This is a genomic window from Kribbella sp. NPDC006257, assembly GCF_040613535.1.
GTDB lineage: Bacteria > Actinomycetota > Actinomycetes > Propionibacteriales > Kribbellaceae > Kribbella.
Genome location: NZ_JBEXSJ010000019.1, coordinates 32,114 through 51,205 on the forward strand (window position 1 = coordinate 32,114; position 19,092 = coordinate 51,205).

Annotated in this window: 15 protein-coding genes; 13 read left to right on the forward strand and 2 right to left on the reverse strand. The window is 66.4% G+C overall.

Annotated elements, in window-relative coordinates:
• Positions 1-501 precede the first annotated feature (501 nt).
• Positions 502-2,691 carry an MMPL family transporter gene (locus ABZ004_RS22940; protein ID WP_355682525.1) on the forward strand — a complete coding sequence of 730 codons (2,190 nt, stop codon included), beginning with the start codon at positions 502-504 and terminating at the stop codon, positions 2,689-2,691.
• 67 nt (positions 2,692-2,758) lie between these two features.
• Here the strand turns inward: ABZ004_RS22940 and ABZ004_RS22945 are convergent, their stop codons facing one another.
• Positions 2,759-5,017: an FdhF/YdeP family oxidoreductase gene (locus ABZ004_RS22945; protein WP_355682527.1), complete on the reverse strand. Its 2,259-nt coding sequence runs from the start codon at positions 5,015-5,017 to the stop codon at positions 2,759-2,761.
• A gap of 146 nt (positions 5,018-5,163) precedes the next feature.
• On the opposite strand from ABZ004_RS22945, the gene ABZ004_RS22950 reads away from it, so the two are divergent.
• The 3 genes from ABZ004_RS22950 to ABZ004_RS22960 all read left to right on the forward strand — a co-directional run bounded on the left by ABZ004_RS22950 (position 5,164) and on the right by ABZ004_RS22960 (position 9,003).
• On the forward strand, positions 5,164-5,898 hold the full coding sequence (locus ABZ004_RS22950) for an SDR family NAD(P)-dependent oxidoreductase (protein WP_355682529.1): 735 nt from the start codon (positions 5,164-5,166) through the stop codon (positions 5,896-5,898).
• A gap of 14 nt (positions 5,899-5,912) precedes the next feature.
• Positions 5,913-7,217 carry an MFS transporter gene (locus tag ABZ004_RS22955; protein WP_355682531.1) on the forward strand — a complete coding sequence of 435 codons (1,305 nt, stop codon included), beginning with the start codon at positions 5,913-5,915 and terminating at the stop codon, positions 7,215-7,217.
• Positions 7,218-7,287: 70 nt separating this feature from the next.
• Complete coding sequence (locus ABZ004_RS22960) at positions 7,288-9,003, forward strand: GAF domain-containing protein (RefSeq protein WP_355682533.1); 1,716 nt, start codon at positions 7,288-7,290, stop codon at positions 9,001-9,003.
• On the opposite strand, the gene ABZ004_RS22965 is transcribed toward ABZ004_RS22960, so the two are convergent.
• The gene (locus tag ABZ004_RS22965) at positions 8,993-9,925 is read right to left on the reverse strand and encodes an NADP-dependent oxidoreductase (RefSeq protein WP_355682535.1); all 933 of its coding nucleotides are present in this window, start codon (positions 9,923-9,925) and stop codon (positions 8,993-8,995) included. The two genes, ABZ004_RS22960 and ABZ004_RS22965, sit on opposite strands and share 11 nt — an antisense overlap.
• Before the next feature lie 107 nt (positions 9,926-10,032).
• On the opposite strand from ABZ004_RS22965, the gene ABZ004_RS22970 reads away from it, so the two are divergent.
• The 9 genes from ABZ004_RS22970 to ABZ004_RS23010 all read left to right on the forward strand — a co-directional run bounded on the left by ABZ004_RS22970 (position 10,033) and on the right by ABZ004_RS23010 (position 19,092).
• A complete protein-coding gene (locus ABZ004_RS22970) occupies positions 10,033-10,431 on the forward strand; it encodes a helix-turn-helix domain-containing protein (protein ID WP_355682537.1) in 399 nt (132 codons plus the stop codon).
• Between the two features lie 210 nt (positions 10,432-10,641).
• On the forward strand, positions 10,642-11,460 hold the full coding sequence (locus tag ABZ004_RS22975; protein WP_355682539.1) for a P-loop NTPase: 819 nt from the start codon (positions 10,642-10,644) through the stop codon (positions 11,458-11,460).
• Between the two features lie 49 nt (positions 11,461-11,509).
• On the forward strand, positions 11,510-11,881 hold the full coding sequence (locus tag ABZ004_RS22980) for a prepilin-type N-terminal cleavage/methylation domain-containing protein (RefSeq protein WP_355682541.1): 372 nt from the start codon (positions 11,510-11,512) through the stop codon (positions 11,879-11,881).
• A gap of 110 nt (positions 11,882-11,991) precedes the next feature.
• The gene (locus ABZ004_RS22985) at positions 11,992-13,086 is read left to right on the forward strand and encodes a type IV pilus twitching motility protein PilT (RefSeq protein ID WP_355682543.1); all 1,095 of its coding nucleotides are present in this window, start codon (positions 11,992-11,994) and stop codon (positions 13,084-13,086) included.
• Entirely contained in the window at positions 13,083-14,720 is a 1,638-nt protein-coding gene (locus ABZ004_RS22990; RefSeq protein WP_355682545.1) for a GspE/PulE family protein, read from the forward strand. Before ABZ004_RS22985 ends, ABZ004_RS22990 begins: the two co-directional genes overlap by 4 nt.
• 1 nt (position 14,721) lies before the next feature.
• On the forward strand, positions 14,722-15,927 hold the full coding sequence (locus tag ABZ004_RS22995) for a type II secretion system F family protein (protein WP_355682547.1): 1,206 nt from the start codon (positions 14,722-14,724) through the stop codon (positions 15,925-15,927).
• Positions 15,927-16,391 carry a type II secretion system protein gene (locus ABZ004_RS23000; RefSeq protein ID WP_355682549.1) on the forward strand — a complete coding sequence of 155 codons (465 nt, stop codon included), beginning with the start codon at positions 15,927-15,929 and terminating at the stop codon, positions 16,389-16,391. The genes ABZ004_RS22995 and ABZ004_RS23000 overlap by 1 nt, the downstream gene beginning before the upstream one ends.
• Positions 16,382-17,023, forward strand: coding sequence for a prepilin-type N-terminal cleavage/methylation domain-containing protein (locus ABZ004_RS23005; protein ID WP_355682550.1), 642 nt, complete (start codon positions 16,382-16,384; stop codon positions 17,021-17,023). Before ABZ004_RS23000 ends, ABZ004_RS23005 begins: the two co-directional genes overlap by 10 nt.
• A complete protein-coding gene (locus tag ABZ004_RS23010) occupies positions 17,020-19,092 on the forward strand; it encodes a hypothetical protein (RefSeq protein WP_355682552.1) in 2,073 nt (690 codons plus the stop codon). The genes ABZ004_RS23005 and ABZ004_RS23010 overlap by 4 nt, the downstream gene beginning before the upstream one ends.

Sequence of the window (19,092 nt, forward strand, 5' to 3'; positions counted from 1 at the left end):
CCGGACACCTGGTGGGGCGTTCGGACAAGTTGTGCGGTGTCCGCACCCCCGACATCTTGTCCGAACCCCCGGCGACCTGCCCGAACCCGACTCGGGTCCCTGAACACCGACCCGGGTCCCTGAACACCGATCCGGGTCCTCGAATACCGACCCGTTTCCCCGGACACCTGGTGGGGCGTTCGGACAAGTTGTGCGGTGTCCGCACCCCCGACATCTTGTCCGAACCCCCGGCGACCTGCCCGAACCCGACTCGGGGTCTGAACACCGACCCGGGTGTCCGGACCCCCGGCGTACTGGCCGAACCTCTCCGGCAGGGGGGCCTGGGCCGGGGTGTGTTGGTGTTCACCCCCGGGTGGGGGTGGGGCTGGCACCAGGGTGGAGTCGGTGGCTTCCTGCATGGTGGGGGACCCCTGCTTTGGCGAAGGCTGAGACCTGTTAGCCAGTGCGGCGTCGGGCCGGGCTGGGAGGGTTGCGCCGAGGGGGCGCAGAGGGGCAGGAACCATGGCCAGGGGACAGATCACGGTGCGGGCGGCACGCTGGAGCGCCACCCATCCGTGGCGGGCGATCGCGATGTGGGTCGCCGTCGTGATCGCATGCTTCGCGCTCGGCTCGGTGACGGGCACGAAGCAGTCGGACAACGAGGGTGACATCGGCGAGGTGACCCGGGCCGACAACATCGTGAAGTCCGGCAACTTCGACGATCCGGACGTCGAGAGCGTGCTGATCACCGCACCCTCGGGCCAGCTGGACAAGGCGGCCGCCGACAAGGTGGCCGGCGTGGTGACCCAGCGGATGCGTGCACTCGGGGGAGTGGCCGACGTCGCCAAGCCGATGCTCTCCCCGAACAAGGAAGCCCTGATCGTCAGGGTCACCCTGAAGGACGGCGACTCCGCCGACCGGGTCCAGCCGCTGCTCGACACCACCGCGAAGATCCAGCAGGAGACCCCGGGCCTGCGCGTCGAGGAGGTCGGCGGCGAGTCGATCGACAAGGCGCTGAACGAGACGCTGGGCAAGGACTTCAAGCGGGCCGAGATGTTCAGCCTGCCGGTCACCCTGGCGATCCTCCTGGTCGCGTTCGGTGCACTGATCGCCGCGTCGGTCCCGCTGGTCCTCGCACTGTCCGCAGTCGCCGCAGCGATCGGCCTCTCCGCAGCAGCTTCACAACTGATCCCGGCAGTCGACGCGGTGAACAGCGTCATCCTGCTGATCGGTATGGCGGTAGGCGTCGACTACTCGCTCTTCTACCTCCGCCGCGAACGCGAGGAACGCGCCAAGGGTCGCGGCCACGTCGATGCGGTCGAGATCGCCGCCGCAACCTCCGGCCACGCGGTCGTCGTCTCCGGTACGGCGGTCATCATCTCGATGGCCGGCCTCTTCCTCGCTCGTGACGCCGTCTTCTCGTCCTTCGCCGTCGGCTCGATCCTGGTCGTCGCGGTTGCCGTCGTCGGTTCGCTGACCGTCCTGCCGGCCATCCTCGCCAAGCTCGGCCGTTGGGTCGACAAGCCGCGGATCCCGCTGCTCTGGCGCCTGACGGCGAACAACCGCAAGCCGCGGTTCTGGCCGACCATGCTCAAGCCGGCTCTGAAGCACCCGATCGCCACTCTGCTCGTCTCGGTGACCGCGCTGCTGGCAGTCGCTTCGCCCGCCCTGGGGATGCAGCTGAAGTTCCCGGGCACCGAGGACCTGCCGCGTGACACCGCGGTGATGAAGGCCTACGACCGGCTCACCGCTGCTTTCCCGAGCACCGGCACCAGCCACGAGGTCGCAGTACGGGCTCCTGCCAACCAGCAGCCGGCAGTGCAGGCTGCGCTGGCTGACCTGGTCAAGCGGACCCAGTCCGACAAGCTGTTCGCACAGGACGGCCTGGAGGAGCCGCGGGTCTCCAAGGACGGCACTGTCACCACGCTCGAGGTGGCTACTCCGTACGAGGGCGGTAGCCAGCAGGCGCGCGACTCATTGACCAAGCTGCGCAAGGACCTGATGCCGGAGACGGTCGGCAAGGTGTCGGGTGTCGAGTACGCCGTCGGTGGGTTCGTAGCAGCCGACGTCGACTATGCAGCGCACACACGAGACAAGCTGCCGTTGGTGATCGGTTTCGTCCTGCTGCTGACGATGATCGTGATGATGGTGACCTTCCGCTCGGTGGTCGTCGCGGTCACCGCGATCCTGCTGAACCTGCTCAGCGCCGGCGCGGCGTACGGAGTGGTCACGGCGGTCTTCCAGAACCACTGGGCCGAAGGCATCCTCGACTTCAAGTCGAACGGCGCAGTCGTCTCCTGGTTGCCACTGTTCCTTTTCGTGGTCCTGTTCGGGTTGTCGATGGACTACCACGTGTTCGTCGTCAGCCGGATCCGCGAAGCCGTACTGCGCGGCGTGCCGACCAAGCAGGCCGTTGCCGAAGGCATCACCGGTTCGGCGGGTGTGGTGACAAGCGCGGCAGCCGTGATGATCGGGGTCTTCGCGGTCTTCGCCACCCTGAGCACGCTGGACATGAAGCAGCTCGGCGTCGGCCTGGCGGTCGCGATCCTGATCGACGCGACCATCATCCGGGCGGTCGTCCTGCCGAGCATCATGACGCTCCTCGGCGACGCCAACTGGTGGGCCCCGAAGTGGCTCCGCGGCAAGCAGCCGAAGCACGCCGCTCCCACCGCAGCCCCCGAGGAGGAGCGCGAACTCACCCCGGTCGGCTAACCCGCCACCCCCGTACGACGTAACGCCCCGCCGCGGACCTCCCCGCGGCGGGGCGCTGCACGTCATCTCAGCTAGCCGGTTCCAGGCGGACTGTCAGACCCTTGGCAACGGGGGTATTGCTGCCCTTCGCCAAGTCGTCGGCGGACATCAGTACGTTGGTCTCCGGGTAGTACGCCGCCACGCAGCCCCTCGCCGTCGGGAAGGACACCAACCGGAACCCGGCGGCACGCCGTTCGACACCCCGGAACTCGCTGACGATGTCGACCTTGTCCCCGTCGCGAAGACCGAGCTCGGCCAGATCGTCCGGATTCACGAAGACCACCTCGCGCGTCCCGTTCACCCCGCGATACCGATCCTGCAGACCATAGATCGTCGTGTTGAACTGGTCGTGACTCCGCATCGTCTGCAACAGCAGGCGACCCGGCTCGGTCGGCAGCCATGACAAGTCGTTCGCACTGAACTGGGCCTTCGCGTCAGACGTCTTGAACTCCCGCTTGTCCCGCGCCGCATGCGCCAGCAGGAACCCGCCCTCGTTGGCCCGCAGCCGGCTCTCGAAGTCCTCGTACCCGTCGCAGACCCGCCCGATCCGCTGCCGGATCAAGCTGTAGTCGTCCGCGAAGTCCGCCCACGGAATCTCGCCGACCGACGGCACCACCAAGGCCGCGATCCCGCAGATGATCCCGATCTCCGACTTGATTTCAGGGGCTGGAGGCAACAAATTGCCGGTCGACAGGTGCACCGCACCCTGCGAGTCCTCCACCGTCACCGACTGCGGACCCTTGGCCGTGTGGTCGTGGTCCGTCCGCCCCAAGGTCGGCAGGATCAACGCCTCCCGCCCGGGCACGGTGTGCGACCGATTCAGCTTGGTCGACACGTGCACGGTCAGATCGCACTCCCGCAAACCCTTGTGCACAACGGCAGTGTCCGGCGTCGCCATCGCGAAGTTCCCACCCATCGCGAAGAAGACCCGGACGGCACCGTCGCGCAACCGGTGCACTGTCTCGGCAGCGTCGACCCCGTGTTCCCGGGGCGAGGTGAACGAGAACTCCGCGTCCAGCCGGTCGAGGAACGCGTCCGGCATCTTCTCCCAGATGCCCATGCTCCGGTCACCCTGCACGTTCGAGTGCCCACGCACCGGACACGGCCCCGCACCCGGCTTGCCGATATTCCCCTGCAGCAGCAGCACGTTGACGATCTCGGTGATGGTCGCCACCGCCTCGCGATGCTGCGTCAGCCCCATCGCCCAGCAGATCACCGTCGCCTTCGACTTGATGAACCGCTGCGTGAATTCCTCGATCTCCGCCCGGCTCAACCCGGTCGCCAGCTCGACCGCCGCCCAGTCCAGCTCCGCGTTGTGTTTCGCGTACAGCTCATACCCACTGGTGTGCGAGTCGATGAAAGCCTTGTCCAGCACGGTCCCCGGTGCGGCAGCCTCGGCCTCCAGCAGTAGGTGGCCGACGGCAAGGAACAACGCCTGGTCCCCGCCGATCCGGATCTGCAGATGCTGGTCCGCCAGCGCGGTGCCCTTGCCGACCCAGCCGGAGGGCCGCTGCGGGTTCTTGAAGTTCATCAATCCCGGCTCGGGCAGCGGGTTGACCGAGACGATGTCGGCGCCGCGCTTCTTGGCGACCTCGAGATGGCTGAGCATCCGAGGTGCGTTCGTCCCGGGATTCTGGCCGACAACGACGATCAACGAGGCTTCCTCGAGCATCTCGAGGGTGACCGCACCCTTACCGCTGCCGATCACCCGCGACAACGCCGTACCGGATGATTCGTGGCACATGTTGGAGCAGTCGGGCAGGTTGTTCGTGCCGTAGGCGCGTACGAAGGTCTGGTAGAGGAACGCGGCCTCGTTGCTGGTCCGGCCGGAGGTGTAGAAGACAGCGTCGTTCGGGTCGTCCAGGGCCTTGAGGTGCCGCGCCACCACATGGAACGCCTCGTCCCAGCCGACCGGTTCGTAGTGGGTGGCGCCCGCGCGCAGCAGGTACGGCTCGGTGATCCGGCCGAGCTTGCCCAGTTCGTACTCCGGGATCTCCTGCAGCTGATCGATCGAGTGCTCCGCGAAGAACTCCCGCGGAACCCGCTTCCGGGTCGCCTCCCAGGCGACCGCCTTGGCGCCGTTCTCGCAGAACTCGGCCGCGTGCTTGCGCTTGGAGTCCGGGTCCGGCCAGGCGCACGACGGGCAGTCGAAGCCGCCGTCCTGGTTCATCTTCAGGAAGACTTTGCCGGTCCGGGTCGGCCCCATCTCACGAAACCCGAACTTGAACGACGAGAGCACCGCCGGTACGCCGGCGGCCTTCTTCTTCGGATGTTCGATGTCGACCATGGTTCAACCATAAATCGTCCTATCACCAGAGGCAGGTTTGATAGGCGTCGAGGTGCCCACGTGGCAGCTGAGCCCACTCCTCAGCGGTCGACTGTGTAGCGCGATCCCATAGTGCGCGGCGGCGCGGATTTCTAGAGTCCTGGGCCATGGAGACCCGTCGAGCACTTGTCACCGGAGCCGCGTCCGGCATCGGCGCCGCCTGCGCAAGACGGCTCGCAGCGGACGGCGTACAGGTGATCGCTGTCGACTATGACGCCGACGGCTTGGCAGAGCTGGTCACACCCGGCATCGAGCCTCTCCAGGCCGACTTGTCGGATCTGGACGGCCTGAGCAAGCTCCCGACCGACATTGACATCCTCGTGAACAACGCAGGCGTGCAGCAGGTTGCCCCGGTGGAGCAGTTCCCACCGGAGCGGTTCGGCTACATCCTGCGCCTCATGCTGGAGTCCCCGTTCCGTCTGATCCGTCAGAGCCTTCCGTACATGTACGGGCGCGGCTGGGGACGGGTGGTCAACATCTCCTCCGTCCACGGGCTGCGGGCCAGCCCGTTCAAGGCGGCGTACGTCGCTGCCAAGCACGGACTGGAAGGACTCAGCAAAGTAGTCGCCCTGGAAGGGGCGGCCCATGGAGTCACCAGTAACTGCGTGAACCCGGCATACGTCCGTACGCCGCTTGTCACGGCCCAGCTAGCCGACCAGGCAGCCACTCACGGGCTGACCGAGGCGGAGGTGCTGGACAAGGTCCTGCTCGAACCGGTCGCAGTGAAGCGGCTGATCGAGCCGGCCGAGGTGGCCGAGCTGGTCGCACTGCTCTGCGGCCCCTCCTCGGCCTCACTCACGGGGAGCTCACTCGTCCTCGACGGCGGCTGGACCGCCCACTAACAAGGAGCCCGCCCATGGCAACCTCAACAGAACCCACCAGTACCAGGACTCCGATCATCAGGGTCGTCGGTGCCAGCCTGATCGGCACCACCGTCGAGTGGTACGACTTCTTCCTGTACGGCGTGGCCGCATCGGTCGTGTTCGGCGACCTGTTCTTCCCCAAGGGTGAGCAGCTCACCGGAACGCTGCTGAGCTTCGCTACCTTCGCTGTCGGGTTCTTCGCCCGGCCGATCGGTGGTGTCGTGTTCGGCCACTTCGGCGACCGGCTGGGCCGCAAGAACCTGCTGGTGCTGTCCCTGCTGATGATGGGACTCGCCACCTTCGCGATCGGGTTGCTACCGACGTACGCGCAGGTGGGAGCACTCGCACCGGTGCTCCTCACGCTGCTGCGGCTCGTCCAGGGCTTCGCGCTCGGTGGTGAGTGGGGTGGCGCAGTACTGATCGTGTCCGAACACGGTGACCCGGCGAGGCGTGGCTTCTGGTCGTCATGGCCGCAAGCGGGTGCTCCTGCCGGACAGCTGATCGCGAACGGCGTACTGGCTGGGCTGGCTGCTTTCCAGAGCGACGCTGCGTTCGACAAGTGGGGTTGGCGGATCCCGTTCCTGCTGTCCGCAGTACTTGTACTGGTTGGGCTGTGGGTGCGGCTGCGGATCGAGGAGTCGCCACTGTTCAAGCAGGCGAGGGCCAAGCAGGAGCCGTCGGACAAGCTGCCGTTCGTGGAGGTCATCACCAAGTATCCGCGAGAGGTGCTCACCGCGATGGGCGCCCGGATGGCGGAGAACGTCAGCTACTACATCTTCACGATCGTGATCGCGACGTATGCGAAGGAACACCTGAAGCTGGACAAGTCGTTCGCGCTGAACGCCGTACTGATCGGCGCCGCGATCCACTTCTGCGCGATCCCGTTGTGGGGCGCGCTGTCGGACCGGATCGGCCGCAAGCCGGTCTACTTGTTCGGCGCGATCGGCGTCGGGATCTGGGCGTTCGTCTTCGTGGCCCTGGTGAACACGAAGAACTTCGCACTCGCGGCGCTGGCCGTCACGGTCGGGCTGATCCTGCACGGCGCGATGTACGGACCGCAGGCGTCCTTCTTCACCGAACTGTTCGGCACCCGGGTCCGGTACTCCGGCGTCTCGGTCGGCTACCAGCTCGCCTCGATCATCGCCGGCGGACTCGCCCCGTTCATCGCGATCGCGCTGCTGAAGGCCTACGACTCCGGCTTCGCGATCTCGGTCTACGTCGCCGTCTGCGCGGTGATCTCGATCGTCGCGGTCACCTCGTACGCCGAAACCGGCCGCCGGGACCTGACCGCGCTGTGAATCTCTTGCGTCCGAAGAACCGGAGGGACGTCTCGTCCCCTTCTTCGGACGCAAGGGACGGAGGAGTGCGATGATCACGCAGATGGAGGATCTGCGGGCGTTACTGGAGGCGAGCAAGAAGCGCGAGGCCGAACTCTCGGCACTTGTGGACGTCGCGCGCGAACTCGCCTCCACCCGCGATCCCGGCCGGGTCCTCGACACGATCGTGCACCGCGCCCGCACGCTGATCGGCACCGACGTCGCCTACCTCACCCTGTACGACGCGGCGCACGGCGACACCTACATGCGCGCCACCGACGGGTCCGTGTCGGCAGCCTTCCAGCAACTCCGCCTTCCCCTCGGCGCCGGTCTCGGCGGCCTGGTCGCCGAAACGCACAAGCCCTACTGGACCGCCGACTACCCCGGCGACCACCGCTTCCGCCATACCTCGCCGATCGACAACGCGGTCGGCGAGGAGGGCCTGGTGGCGATCTGCGGTACGCCGCTCATCGTCGACGGCGCCTTCGTCGGTGTCCTCTTCGCCTCCAACCGAACCCGCCGCCCCTTCAGCCGCGAAGAAGTCTCCCTCCTCGGCTCCCTGGCCGCCCTGGCTGCCGTCACCATCGTCCAGGTCCGCGCCGCCGCCGAAACCGCCGCCGCCCTCGACCAACTGTCCATCGCCCATGCCGGCGTCGAACACGCCGCCGCAGCCCACGACCGCTTCGCCGAAATCATCCTCTCCGGCGGAGACGTAGACGCCATAGCCGCCGCCCTAGCCGAACTGCTCGGGGCCCAGGTCACCCTGGTAGATGCCCAAGGCAACGAACTCGCCAGCGCCGCCATCACCACACCCGGCGCCCCCGCCTCCACCACCGCGTCCGCTCCTACCAGCCCCGCCGCGCCCTGGGCTGACTCGACCGGGCGGTTGACCAGGGTGGGGGACCAGTGGGTAGTTGCGGCGACGGCGAAGGGAGAACGTCTTGGTGCGTTGGTGATTGGTGGGGTTGAGGAGCTTTCTGGAGCTGACCAGCGGATTGTGGAGCGTGCTGCTGTGGTGACGGCCCTGGTGTTGCTGTTCCGTCGGCAAGCAGCTGAGCAGTCCCGCCGGGCGCGAGCAGACATCCTCGCCGACGCCCTCACCGGTACGACGGACCCGCGCGCCCTAGCAGACCGCCTGCGCCTCCTGGATCCACCACCGCCCACGGGAAGCAGCCTGATTGTCGCCGTCTGCCGAGGCGACCACACCGCAGTACGCCTACCCGCCCGGCTAGAAGACAAGCTCGTACTAGCCGGCCCGTACTCCGGCGACCTCGTGCTCCTCCTCCAGCGCCCAACCACCGCAGCCGACCTCAGCGACCTGGCCCGTCGCGCGAACCTCACCATCGGCGTCACCGGCCCAGTCACCTGGGGACCGACGCTGGTAGAAGCACACCGGCAAGCAAGCAGACTCGTCACCACCATGCAACGCCTAGGCCGGTCAGCAGAGGCAGCGACTCCCGACGATCTAGGAGTCGCTGGCCTCATCGGTGCCGCACAGGTCGACGTACAAGCCCACGTGCGCCACCTGCTGGGCGCAGTACTCGACTACGACCAACAGCGCGGCACAGATCTCATCGGCACTCTGCAGGCGTACTTCGCTGCCGGCCAGAGCCCAACCAGAGCTGCCGGAGAACTCCACCTCCACCCCAACACCGTGCAGCAGCGCATGGACCGGATCACTGCCCTGCTAGGTCAAGGCTGGCAACAACCAGACCGGGCCCTGGACATCCAGGTAGCCCTCCGCCTGCTTCAAGTCCTCAAGGAATAAGCACCAGCCGCCCGCGAACGCCACCCTTAGCCAATCGCTCGTACGCCGTACGCGCGTTCTCCAATGAGTACGTTTCGGCAACCCTGGTAGAGATAACGCCTGCCTCGGCCAACCGCACCAGCTCCTCCAAGTCGGCCCGGTTGGCAGCGGCGAAGATCGGGAACACCGTGATCCCACGCAGTGAGGTAGGCGGCGTACCGGCGACTACATGTGCATGCACGCCACGGTTGCGCACCGACTCCTGTGCGCCCACTCCGATCACTGCAGCATCCACCAGCCCGTCCACACCAGCCGGAACTACCGCATGCACACCTGCAGTGAGGTCCGCTGAACGTGGTACGAAATGGTCCGCACCAAGCGACCCGACGAGCTGCTCATCGTCCTCACCCGCTGTGGCGATCACCGTCAGCCCCCGGTGTTTACCGAGTTCGACCGCGTAGCCACCGACGCCACCCGCAGCACCGGTGACGAGCAGCGTCTGCCCGGCGCTCAACGCCAGTGCATCCAGCGCCTGGTGAGCGGTCAAAGCGTTCAGCCCGAACGTCGACGCTGCTGCGAGGTCCAGTCCTTCTGGTGCAGCCGCAGCCGCCGATGCATTCAGTACGACGTACTCGGCGTGTGTCTTCAACGGTCGGCCGAGCAGATCGGCGACCCCGATGACCGCAGTACCGACTGGCAGGTCGGCACCGGGTCCGACGGCGTCGACGGTTCCCGCAACGTCCCAGCCGATGCCGAACTGCTCCCGCGGTGCGGAGAGGTTGTAGTTGATCAGGGTCCCGTCGGTGGTCGCGACGTCGACCGGGTTGACCGCTGCGGCGGTGACCTTGATCCGGACCTGACCGGCGCCCGGCTCCGGCATCGGGGTCTCGATCAGCTCAACGGTTGCCGGTCCGTCCAGGCGTCGAGCCACAAGTGCGCGCATCGCAGTGTTCTCCTCTGGTGGAAGTTGTTGGTAACACAACCCTTGGAGAGCTACTCTCTTTTCGGAAGTAGGCACTTCGAAGTGCGTACCGAACCCAGGGGAGAGCCATGCCGACGCGTAACGCCGCTCAGCAGCGCGAGGAACTGGCCCAGGAGTACGACGCCTATCTCGCGTCCTGCCCGGCGCGGCAGCTGGTCAGCCGGATCAGCGACAAATGGGTCACGCTGGTCATCTCCGCGCTCGCCGATGGACCGCAGCGGTACTCCGACCTGTCCCGCCGGCTCGCCGGCGTCAGCCAGAAGATGCTCACCCAAACCCTCCGCAGCCTGGAACGCGATGGCCTCGTCAGTCGCGAGGTCACCCCGTCGGTACCGGTCCGGGTCGACTACGAACTGACCGCGCTCGGACTGACCCTGATGCCGCTCATCGTGCATATCAAGCAGTGGGCCGAGTGCCACATGGAACAGGTCGCAACGTCGCGCGCGAGCTACGACGCCGGCAAGTAACCATCCGCTGCCGGATCGTGGATCGCGGCGGCTCGTCTGTAGGTCATTCGTAGGACAACGGTCGCCCGATCGGTCAACCGGTTGTCACCTTCTGTCACCCGTTCACCCGCTGTGACGAAATCTGGCCCGGTCCCACTCTTGAGGCGGGATCGACGCCTGAATCGATAACACAGAGTGTCGACTCCCTCCACAAGCGGCGGGGGGTGCGGGATGGCGAACGGGCAGATCATCACGGTCTTCGCGGCCAAGGGCGGCTGCGGCAAGACCACCCTGGCGACGAACCTCGCCACCGTCCTGCACGACCGCGGCACGCACCGGGTCTGCCTTTTCGACCTCGACCTGGAGTACGGCGACGTCGCCGGCGTCCTCGGTCTCCGCTCCGAGCGCAGCATGATCGACGCGCTCGCCAACCCGGCGGCGACCGGTGACCCGTCGTACCGGGACCCGGCGGCGACCGGCGACCCGTCGTACCGGGACCTGACCGCGGCCCAGGTCTTCCGGATGATGACATCGTACCGACCGGGACTCGATTGCTTGCTCGCTCCGACTCGTCCCGGTGAAGCCGCCCTGATCCCCGTCGCACTGGTCAGCCGGCTGCTGGAGCTTCTTCCGCTGCTCTACGACTTCGTCGTCGTGGACACCCCGAGCGGGTTCAGCACCCAGGTCCTCGCGGCCCTCGACGCCGCGGACCACCACGTACTGGTGACGACACCGGATCGCCCGGCCTTGAAGAACCTCCGGGCGACCATCGACATGCTCGACCTGCTGCAGTACGACCGGACCGCGCGCTCGATCGTGGTCAACCGATCGGACGCCGCGGCGGACCTGCCCGACGTCCTGGACCAATTGGTCAGGAACCCGATCGCCGGCTACCTCCCCAGCTGGAACGGCGTACCGGCCTCGATCAACCGAGGCGAACCACTCACGGCAGCCGACCGCGACCACCCGGTCAGCCTCGCCATCCGCCAGCTAGCCGCCACCCTCCTCCCCGCCGACGGGAGGTGCAGCCGCGACCCTCCACCCGGCTAGGCACCTTCCCAGCAAGTCCAAATCCCTTTGAAAAAGAAAGCGATCCATCATGCTTCAGCAACTACGCAGTGCCCGCAAGAACGAATCCGGCTTCACCCTCATCGAACTCCTCATCGTCATCGTCATCCTCGGCGTCCTGTCAGGCATCGTCGTCTTCGCCGTCCAGGGCATCAACGACCGTGGCAACGCGGCGGCCTGCAAGACGGACAAGTCGTCCGTCATCACGGCCGTCGAGGCCTACTACGCCAAGACCGGCGGCTACCCCACCGGAGCAGACTCGGCGGCCCGATTCGCCAAGTTGACCACGGCACCCGACCAGTTCCTGCGCACTGCGCCGACAGCGACCCTCGTCAACGGCGGCTACGTGATCACGTTGACCGACGACATCGGGACCGTCACCGCCGCGGGCGCCTGCACCTGATCGATCTCGGTGGTGGGGCAGCCCACCACCTACCGACCACTGCCGGGGAAGGCCGACCCCCCAATGGCCTCCCCGGCAGTGTTCCACCCGCTCACCTCGGAGGAGTTCTGATGAAAGGTCTTGCTCGCGGTAGCCGCGTCGACGTGCTGCTGGAGGAGCTGTGGAACGCCGGCGGCACCGACCTGCTGCTCACCGTGGGCATGCCGCCACAGATCCGCGTCCACGGCGACCTGCACTCTGTCATCGGTGCCGCAGTCCTGAGTCATGACGACACCGACGAACTGCTGGCCGAGCTCTTCACGCCGACACAGGCCGAGGCGTGGTGCAACACCTTCGAACTCGACTTCTCCTTCTCCTGGCGTGACAACGCCCGCATCCGCGGCAACGCCTTCAGCCAGCGCGGCGACAGCACGATTGCGCTCCGGATGATCCCGCGGACGGTCCCGACGATGGCCGGGCTCGGCCTGCCGCCGGTCCTCAGCGAATTCGCCAAGCAGCATCAGGGCCTCGTCCTCATCACCGGCCCGACCGGCTCGGGTAAGTCGACGACGCTCGCCGCAGTAATCAACCAGATCAACACCGATCGTGCCTGTCACATCATTACGATCGAGGACCCGATCGAGTACGTGCACGACCACAAGCGCTCAGCGGTCAACCAGCGCGAGGTCGGCAGCGACACCGCCTCTTTCCCGGATGCGCTGCGGTCGGCGCTCCGCGAAGACCCCGACGTCCTGCTGGTCGGTGAGATGCGTGACCTCGAATCGATCCGCTTCGCGCTGACCATCGCCGAGACCGGTCACCTCGTGTTCGCCACCCTGCACACGAACGACACCGCACAGTCCCTTGCCCGCATCATCGACGTCTTCCCGGCCGAGCAGCAGTCCCAGGTCAGGGTCCAACTCGCTGCTGCGCTGAGCGGAGTCGTCTATCAGCGCCTGATCCCGCGCGTCGGCGGCGGCCTGATCGCGGCGTACGAGGTGATGGTCGCGAACTCCGCGATCCGCAACCTGATCAAGGAAGGCAAGACACACCAGTTGCGCAACTCCGTCGTCACCGGACAACGGGAAGGCATGCTCACGCTGGAGCAGTCCCTGTCCGCGCTCGTCCAGGCGGGGACGGTCACGTACGACGATGCAGCCGCGCGCAGCCTCTATCCCAAGGACATCGAGACGCGGCCGAGGCTGCGGGCGGGAGTGCCGGCATGAGGCACCGTAGGCGTGAACAAGACGCGGAGGTCGTGACGCTGGCGACCCGGCCCGAGGTGCGGCCCGCAGCGACCGCCGACGACCTCCAGATCGAGCGGAACCGCGCCCGGCAGATCGCCGAGCAGCACGGACTTGCCCAGGTCGACCTTCGCACCGTCAGCCCGGATCCCGCGGCGACGGCGCTGATCGACGAGCAGACCGCTCGCGCCCTGACGGCGATCCCGTTGTCGGTCGACGCGGACCAGATCACGGTCGCCGTCGCCGATCCCGAGGTGCGGACCGAGCTGCAGACTGTGCTCGGGCTCCGGGTGGCTGTGCAGATCGCGGCACCGACCGACATCCTGAACGCGATCGGCAACAGCTTCCGTGCGCTCACCGGGATCGATTCGCGGGTCAAGGTGTTCGAGGCGCGCGATGTCATCCGCAAGGACCTGAACCGGGTCGACATCGCCACCGCCAACGACGATGCCCCGGTCGTCCAGGTCGTCCAGCTGATCATCACCCAGGCGTTGCGAGACCGGGCCTCCGATGTTCACATCGAGCCGCATGACGATCGGGTCCGCGTCCGGTTCCGCGTCGACGGTGCATTGCACGACCAGCTCGAGTTGCCGGGTTCGATCGGTCCGGCGGTGGTCAGCCGGATCAAGATCCTGGCCGACATGAACATCGTCGAAAGGCGTCGTCCCCAGGACGGCCAGATCGGGATGGATGTCGAAGGTCGCGAGGTCGACATCCGGGTCTCCACGACGGCGGTGGTCGGCGGTGAGAAGGTCGTCATGCGGCTGCTTGACAAGAGCCGACCGCTGCTCAAGCTGGAGCAGCTCGGCATGCCGCCAGAGATGGCTGAGCGCTACTCGGCCTTGCTCAGATCCCCCTTCGGGATGGTCATCTGCGCCGGCCCGACCGGGAGCGGCAAGACGACCACGCTGTACGGATCTCTCGGCGAGATCAACACCCCTGAGCGCAACATCATGACCATCGAGGACCCGGTCGAGTACACCTTCCCGTCGATCAACCAGATCCAGATCAACGAGTCCGCCGGCATCACCTTCGCCGGTGGTCTTCGGTCGATCCTCCGCCAGGACCCCGACGTCATCCTGGTCGGCGAGGTCCGCGACGTCGAGACGGCGCGGATCGCCGTACAGTCCGCCCTCACCGGCCACTTCGTTCTCTCGTCCCTGCACGCGACGGACGCTGCAACTGCGCTGCATCGACTTCTGGACATGGGCATCGAGAACTTCCTGATCGCATCCTCCGTGACAGCGGTGGTCTCCCAACGCCTCGTACGCCGGGTCTGCGACAACTGCCGCGAGTACTACCAGCCGCCCGCCGAGGAGCTCGCGTTCCTCGACACCTTCGGCGGTCATGTCCCGGCCGGCGGCTTCGTCCGCGGAGCCGGCTGTAACTTCTGCGCACACACAGGGTTTCTGGAGCGCACCGGCGTCTATGAACTGATGCCCGTCACCAACGCGATCCGCGAGTTGGTCGTGGACCGCGCCTCACACGACGAGATTCGCAAGGTCGCCCGGTACGAGGGCATGCGCACCTTGCAGGAAGAGGCGGTTCGGATGGTCGGCCAAGGAGTCACGACCATCGGCGAGGTCGTGCGTTCCATCTACGTGGTCGGGAGCTGAGATGACCAGATTTGCGTACGTCGCCGTCGCGCCCGACGGCCAGCGCGCCAAGGGCGTCACCAAGGCCGACAGTCGCGAGGAGGCCGAGCTGGCTCTGTACGAGCGTGAGCTCCGCGATATCCGGGTCACGGAGAAACGCAGCGTGCTCCAGTTCGAGATCACCGCTCGCCGGGTCAAGCGGGAAGAGGTCATGCACCTGTCCCGCCAGCTCGGCGCGTTCATCAAGGCCGGCCTGCCGCTGATCGACGCCGTGCACAGTCTGGGCCGGGAGGCCGACAACTCGTCGGTGCGCCGGATGATGGCCGAGGTCGAGGAAGGCCTGCGTGGTGGCGAGACACTCTCCGACTGCTTCGACCGGCATCCGCGGATCTTCCCGGAGTTCTACCGGGGAATCCTGCGGTCCGCCGAGTTGAGCGGCCAGCTCGACTCTGTCCTCGCTCAGCTTGCGAAGTACCTGGAACGTGACCTCGAGGCCAGGCGGAAGATCAAGCAAGCGATGATCTATCCGACCATCGTGGCGATGATGTCACTCGTCACCGTGGTCGTCCTGGCCGCCTTCGTACTGCCCCGCTTCAAGGACTTCTTCGGCAGTTTGCATGCCACCTTGCCACTCCCGACCCGCATGCTGCTGGCCGTCACGGACTTCCTCACCGCCTGGTGGTGGGCGATCGGTATCGGCGGTACTGCGCTTGCCCTGCTCGTGTTCGGAATCACCCGGACTCACGGCGGCCGCTACGCGCGGGACCGTCTCTTCCTGGCGTTGCCCGTGCTCGGTGGCACGATCCAGTTCGCTTTGGTGGAAAGGTTCTGCCGCATCCTCTCGTCGATGGTCACCGCCGGCGTACAACTGCCAGAGGCTCTGCGGGTCGCAACCGGGTCGCTGCCCAACCTGGTCTTTCGTCGGTCGCTCAGCGCAGCCGGTGAGGCCCTTCTCGAAGGACAAGGCCTTGCTCGCCCGCTGGCAGCCACGGGTCTGTTCCCGACAACTGCCGCGCAGATGATGCGGGTCGGCGAGGACACCGGAACCCTCGACACCCAGCTCGAGGTCACCGCGGAGTACTACGAGGGTGAGCTGGACTACAAGCTGAAGAAGCTGCTCGGACTGTTCGAACCCGCCGTCATCATCGTCATGGGTGTCGTCGTCGGCTTCGTGGCGGTCGCCCTGGTCTCCGCGATGTACGGCATCTTCCGTCAGGTCCAGGGCTGATGACGGGCCGCCACCGGATCGCCGACGAGCGAGGAGAGACCTTGGTCGAGATACTGCTGGCGGTCGCGATCATGGGAATCGTCGCGGTGGCGCTGATGGCCGGCCTGGCCACAAGTGTGCTGATGTCCGACATCCACCGCAAACAGGCCACCGCAGGTACTGCGGTCCGCGACTACGCCGAAGCCCTCCAGAACTACGTTGCCGACGGCCACTATGTCGACAACTGCCTCTCGCCGGCACCGTACGCGCTCAGCTCCATCGTCGATTCTCCAGGCTTCCATCATCTGGTGGTCCCAGGATCGATTCGTTACTGGGACGGCACCACCTGGCAGCCGACCTGCACGACAGACAAGGGTTTGCAGAAGCTCACCGTCCGGGCATACACCGATGACGGCCGGGCGAGCGAGCAGCTGGTCGTCGTACTGCGAAAGCCCTGCAAGCTGGGGGAGACGCTATGCAGCTAAGAGACCGGATCCGCTCCGAAGGCGGGTTCACCCTGGTCGAGCTGCTGGTGGCGATCGCCATCATCGGCATCATCACGATCCCGTTGTCCGGCACGATTGTGAGCGCGCTGAAGAACTCCGGCACCACCCAGGACCGGATGGCGTTGTCGCACGACGCGCAGCTCAGTTCGTCGTACTTCGCCCGCGATGTGGCCGGCGTCGGCATCCGGGACTACGACAACGTCAACGGCAACTCGCTGCCGTTCAAGGCGTCGATCCAGCTGAACGCGGCCTACAACCAAGGTGGTTACAGCTGTGGACCAGCCGGTACGCCGACCGCGGCGCTCCGGCTGTTGTCCGATGCCTGGGATCCGGCGCACTCGATGACAGCCCCGGAGACGGTGGTCGTCGCCTACTACCTGAAGACGGTTGCCGGCTCCACCGAACTGCATCGGCTGAAGTGCTCAGGGAGCGATACCCCGTTCGACGTCCTGATCGCCCACAACGTGAAGCCGGGCAGCGTCACGGCGACCTGCTCGTCGAGCTGCGAGGCGGCAGCGGTGCCGGATGAGATCACTCTTCGGCTGACGGCGACGAGGCCCTCGGTCGGCGACTACCCCATCACGCTCAACGGTCAGCGGAGGCAGTCATGACGTCCCGGTTCGCTCGCGCCCGCCGGGAGGACGGTGCCGCGCTGGTCCTGGTCCTGATCCTGGTCACGGTGATCGCTCTCGGGCTGGCCGCTCTGGTGACCAGATCCGATACCGGCCTGCGGGCAACGGTCGGACTCCGCGACCAGGCAGCGGCGACGTACAACGCCGACGGAGCCCTGCAGGCCTCGATCAACAACCTTCGCAACAGCACCTACAACGATGCGGCCGGCCAGAAGTGCTTCGGTGCCTCGAACACCCTGCAGCTGAACGGCTTCTACGGTGCCGACTCGGCCGCCGTCACCTGCTCCGCCGATCCGAAGAAGGTACTGATCCAGTGTCCTTCGTTGTCCCAGTGCAACCGCCCGGGCAACGCGATCCTCACCCTCGGCAAGGTCAGCGGTGAAGACGGGCTCAACATCCAGCAACCGACCGGCTCCACCTTCCGCGTCCGCGGCAACGTCTTCTCCAACTCGAACATCAACGTCGTCAACGGCGCCCTGAACACCAACGCCTCCGTCTGGGCCCGCACGGCCTGCGCCGGCACGATCCAGAGCACACCGGTGAAGTCCTGCAACTACGGCAGTACGCCGAACGTGCTCGGCGACGACCCCAACTACACGCCTGCGGCAACGGATCCGCCCGTGCACCGGGACCTGCCCTCGTGCACGGCGGCCAACTCCGTGGTGGCCTTCCTACCCGGCACCTACGACAACGTGGTCGGGCTGAACGACATGATGAAGGGCAACAGCTCCTGCAAGCACAGCACGTGGTGGTTCAAACCGGGCGTGTACTACTTCGACTTCCGCAACAATGGGGTGAACTCCAACCCTCTGCTTCCCGCCGGACCCGACGGCAACACCTGGACGGTCAACGACGGCCAGTTGGTCGCCGGCACACCGGTCAACTCGGCCGGCGCCGTCATCGCGAGTCCGCCCGTGCCCGCCACCATCCCAGGCTCGTGCGACAACCCGATCAAGAACGCCTCCGCCGTCGGCGTGCAGTTCATCTTCGGCGCCGACAGCAGGATGGCGGTGAAATCCGGCGAGGTGGAGATCTGCGGCACCTACCACGTCGACAAGGCGCCGGTCGCCATCTACGGACTGAAGACCGGAGTCGACACCACAACGAGCTGGACCGGTGCCAACGCGTTGGCGATGACCGCGGTCGACACCGCCGGGTCGTTCACGAACCCGGCCAACATCGCCAGTCCCGACGGGCAGCTGTCAACCTGGACGAAGAGCGGCACCAGCACCCAGACCGGTACGGTCACGGTCACGGGCTACCCGCCGTCGAGCGCGATTCCCGAGGGTTCGGTGCTGAAGTCCGCGAAGCTCGTCGCAGTACACGGCAACTCCGCCGGATCGACCCAGGACAGCCTGTCGGTGCAGATCAGCCCGACCGGCGGCACGCCGTACACCGTGACAGTTCCCAGCTACAACGACACAGCAATGCACACTGACTCGATCGACATCTACCAGAGCGGGACCGGAACGCTGGCCCAGCTGGCCAACAAGGGGACGTACGCCGGCGGCAAGCTCGCCTACTCCGCGGTCGTCAAACACGCCGGCATCGAGCGGATCGACTCGCTGCGGCTGGAGCTCGCGTTCATACCCCCGACCTTCCGAGGCGCCGGCGGCTGCGTCACGAACACCCCTTATCTCGGCGGCGGTGAGGCTGCGGCCAACTGCTCTCTGGTCACGGCAGTGAACAACTCAGGCAACCAGTTCTACGTGCAAGGGACGACGTACGCGCCGAAGGCAGCGCTCGACATCACCTTGAACAACGCGGCCGAGCAGGTCTTCCGGTTCGGGGTGATCGCCCGTTCCCTGTGGGTCAAGGAGACCGGCAGCTTCTCGTACACGGGCGTGGTGATCGAGGTGCCGGACGACTCACCGGGTTTCGTCTTCAGCATGTACCTGTCGGTCTACCTCTGTCCGAAGTCACCAACCTGTACGCCGGCCGGGTCACCCGCGCTGCGTTCCAAGGTGGCGCTGGTGGACAGCGATCCCACCACTCCGCACGCAGGCGCCCGCCAGGTGACGATCCTGAGCTGGTCCCGTCCGGGCTAG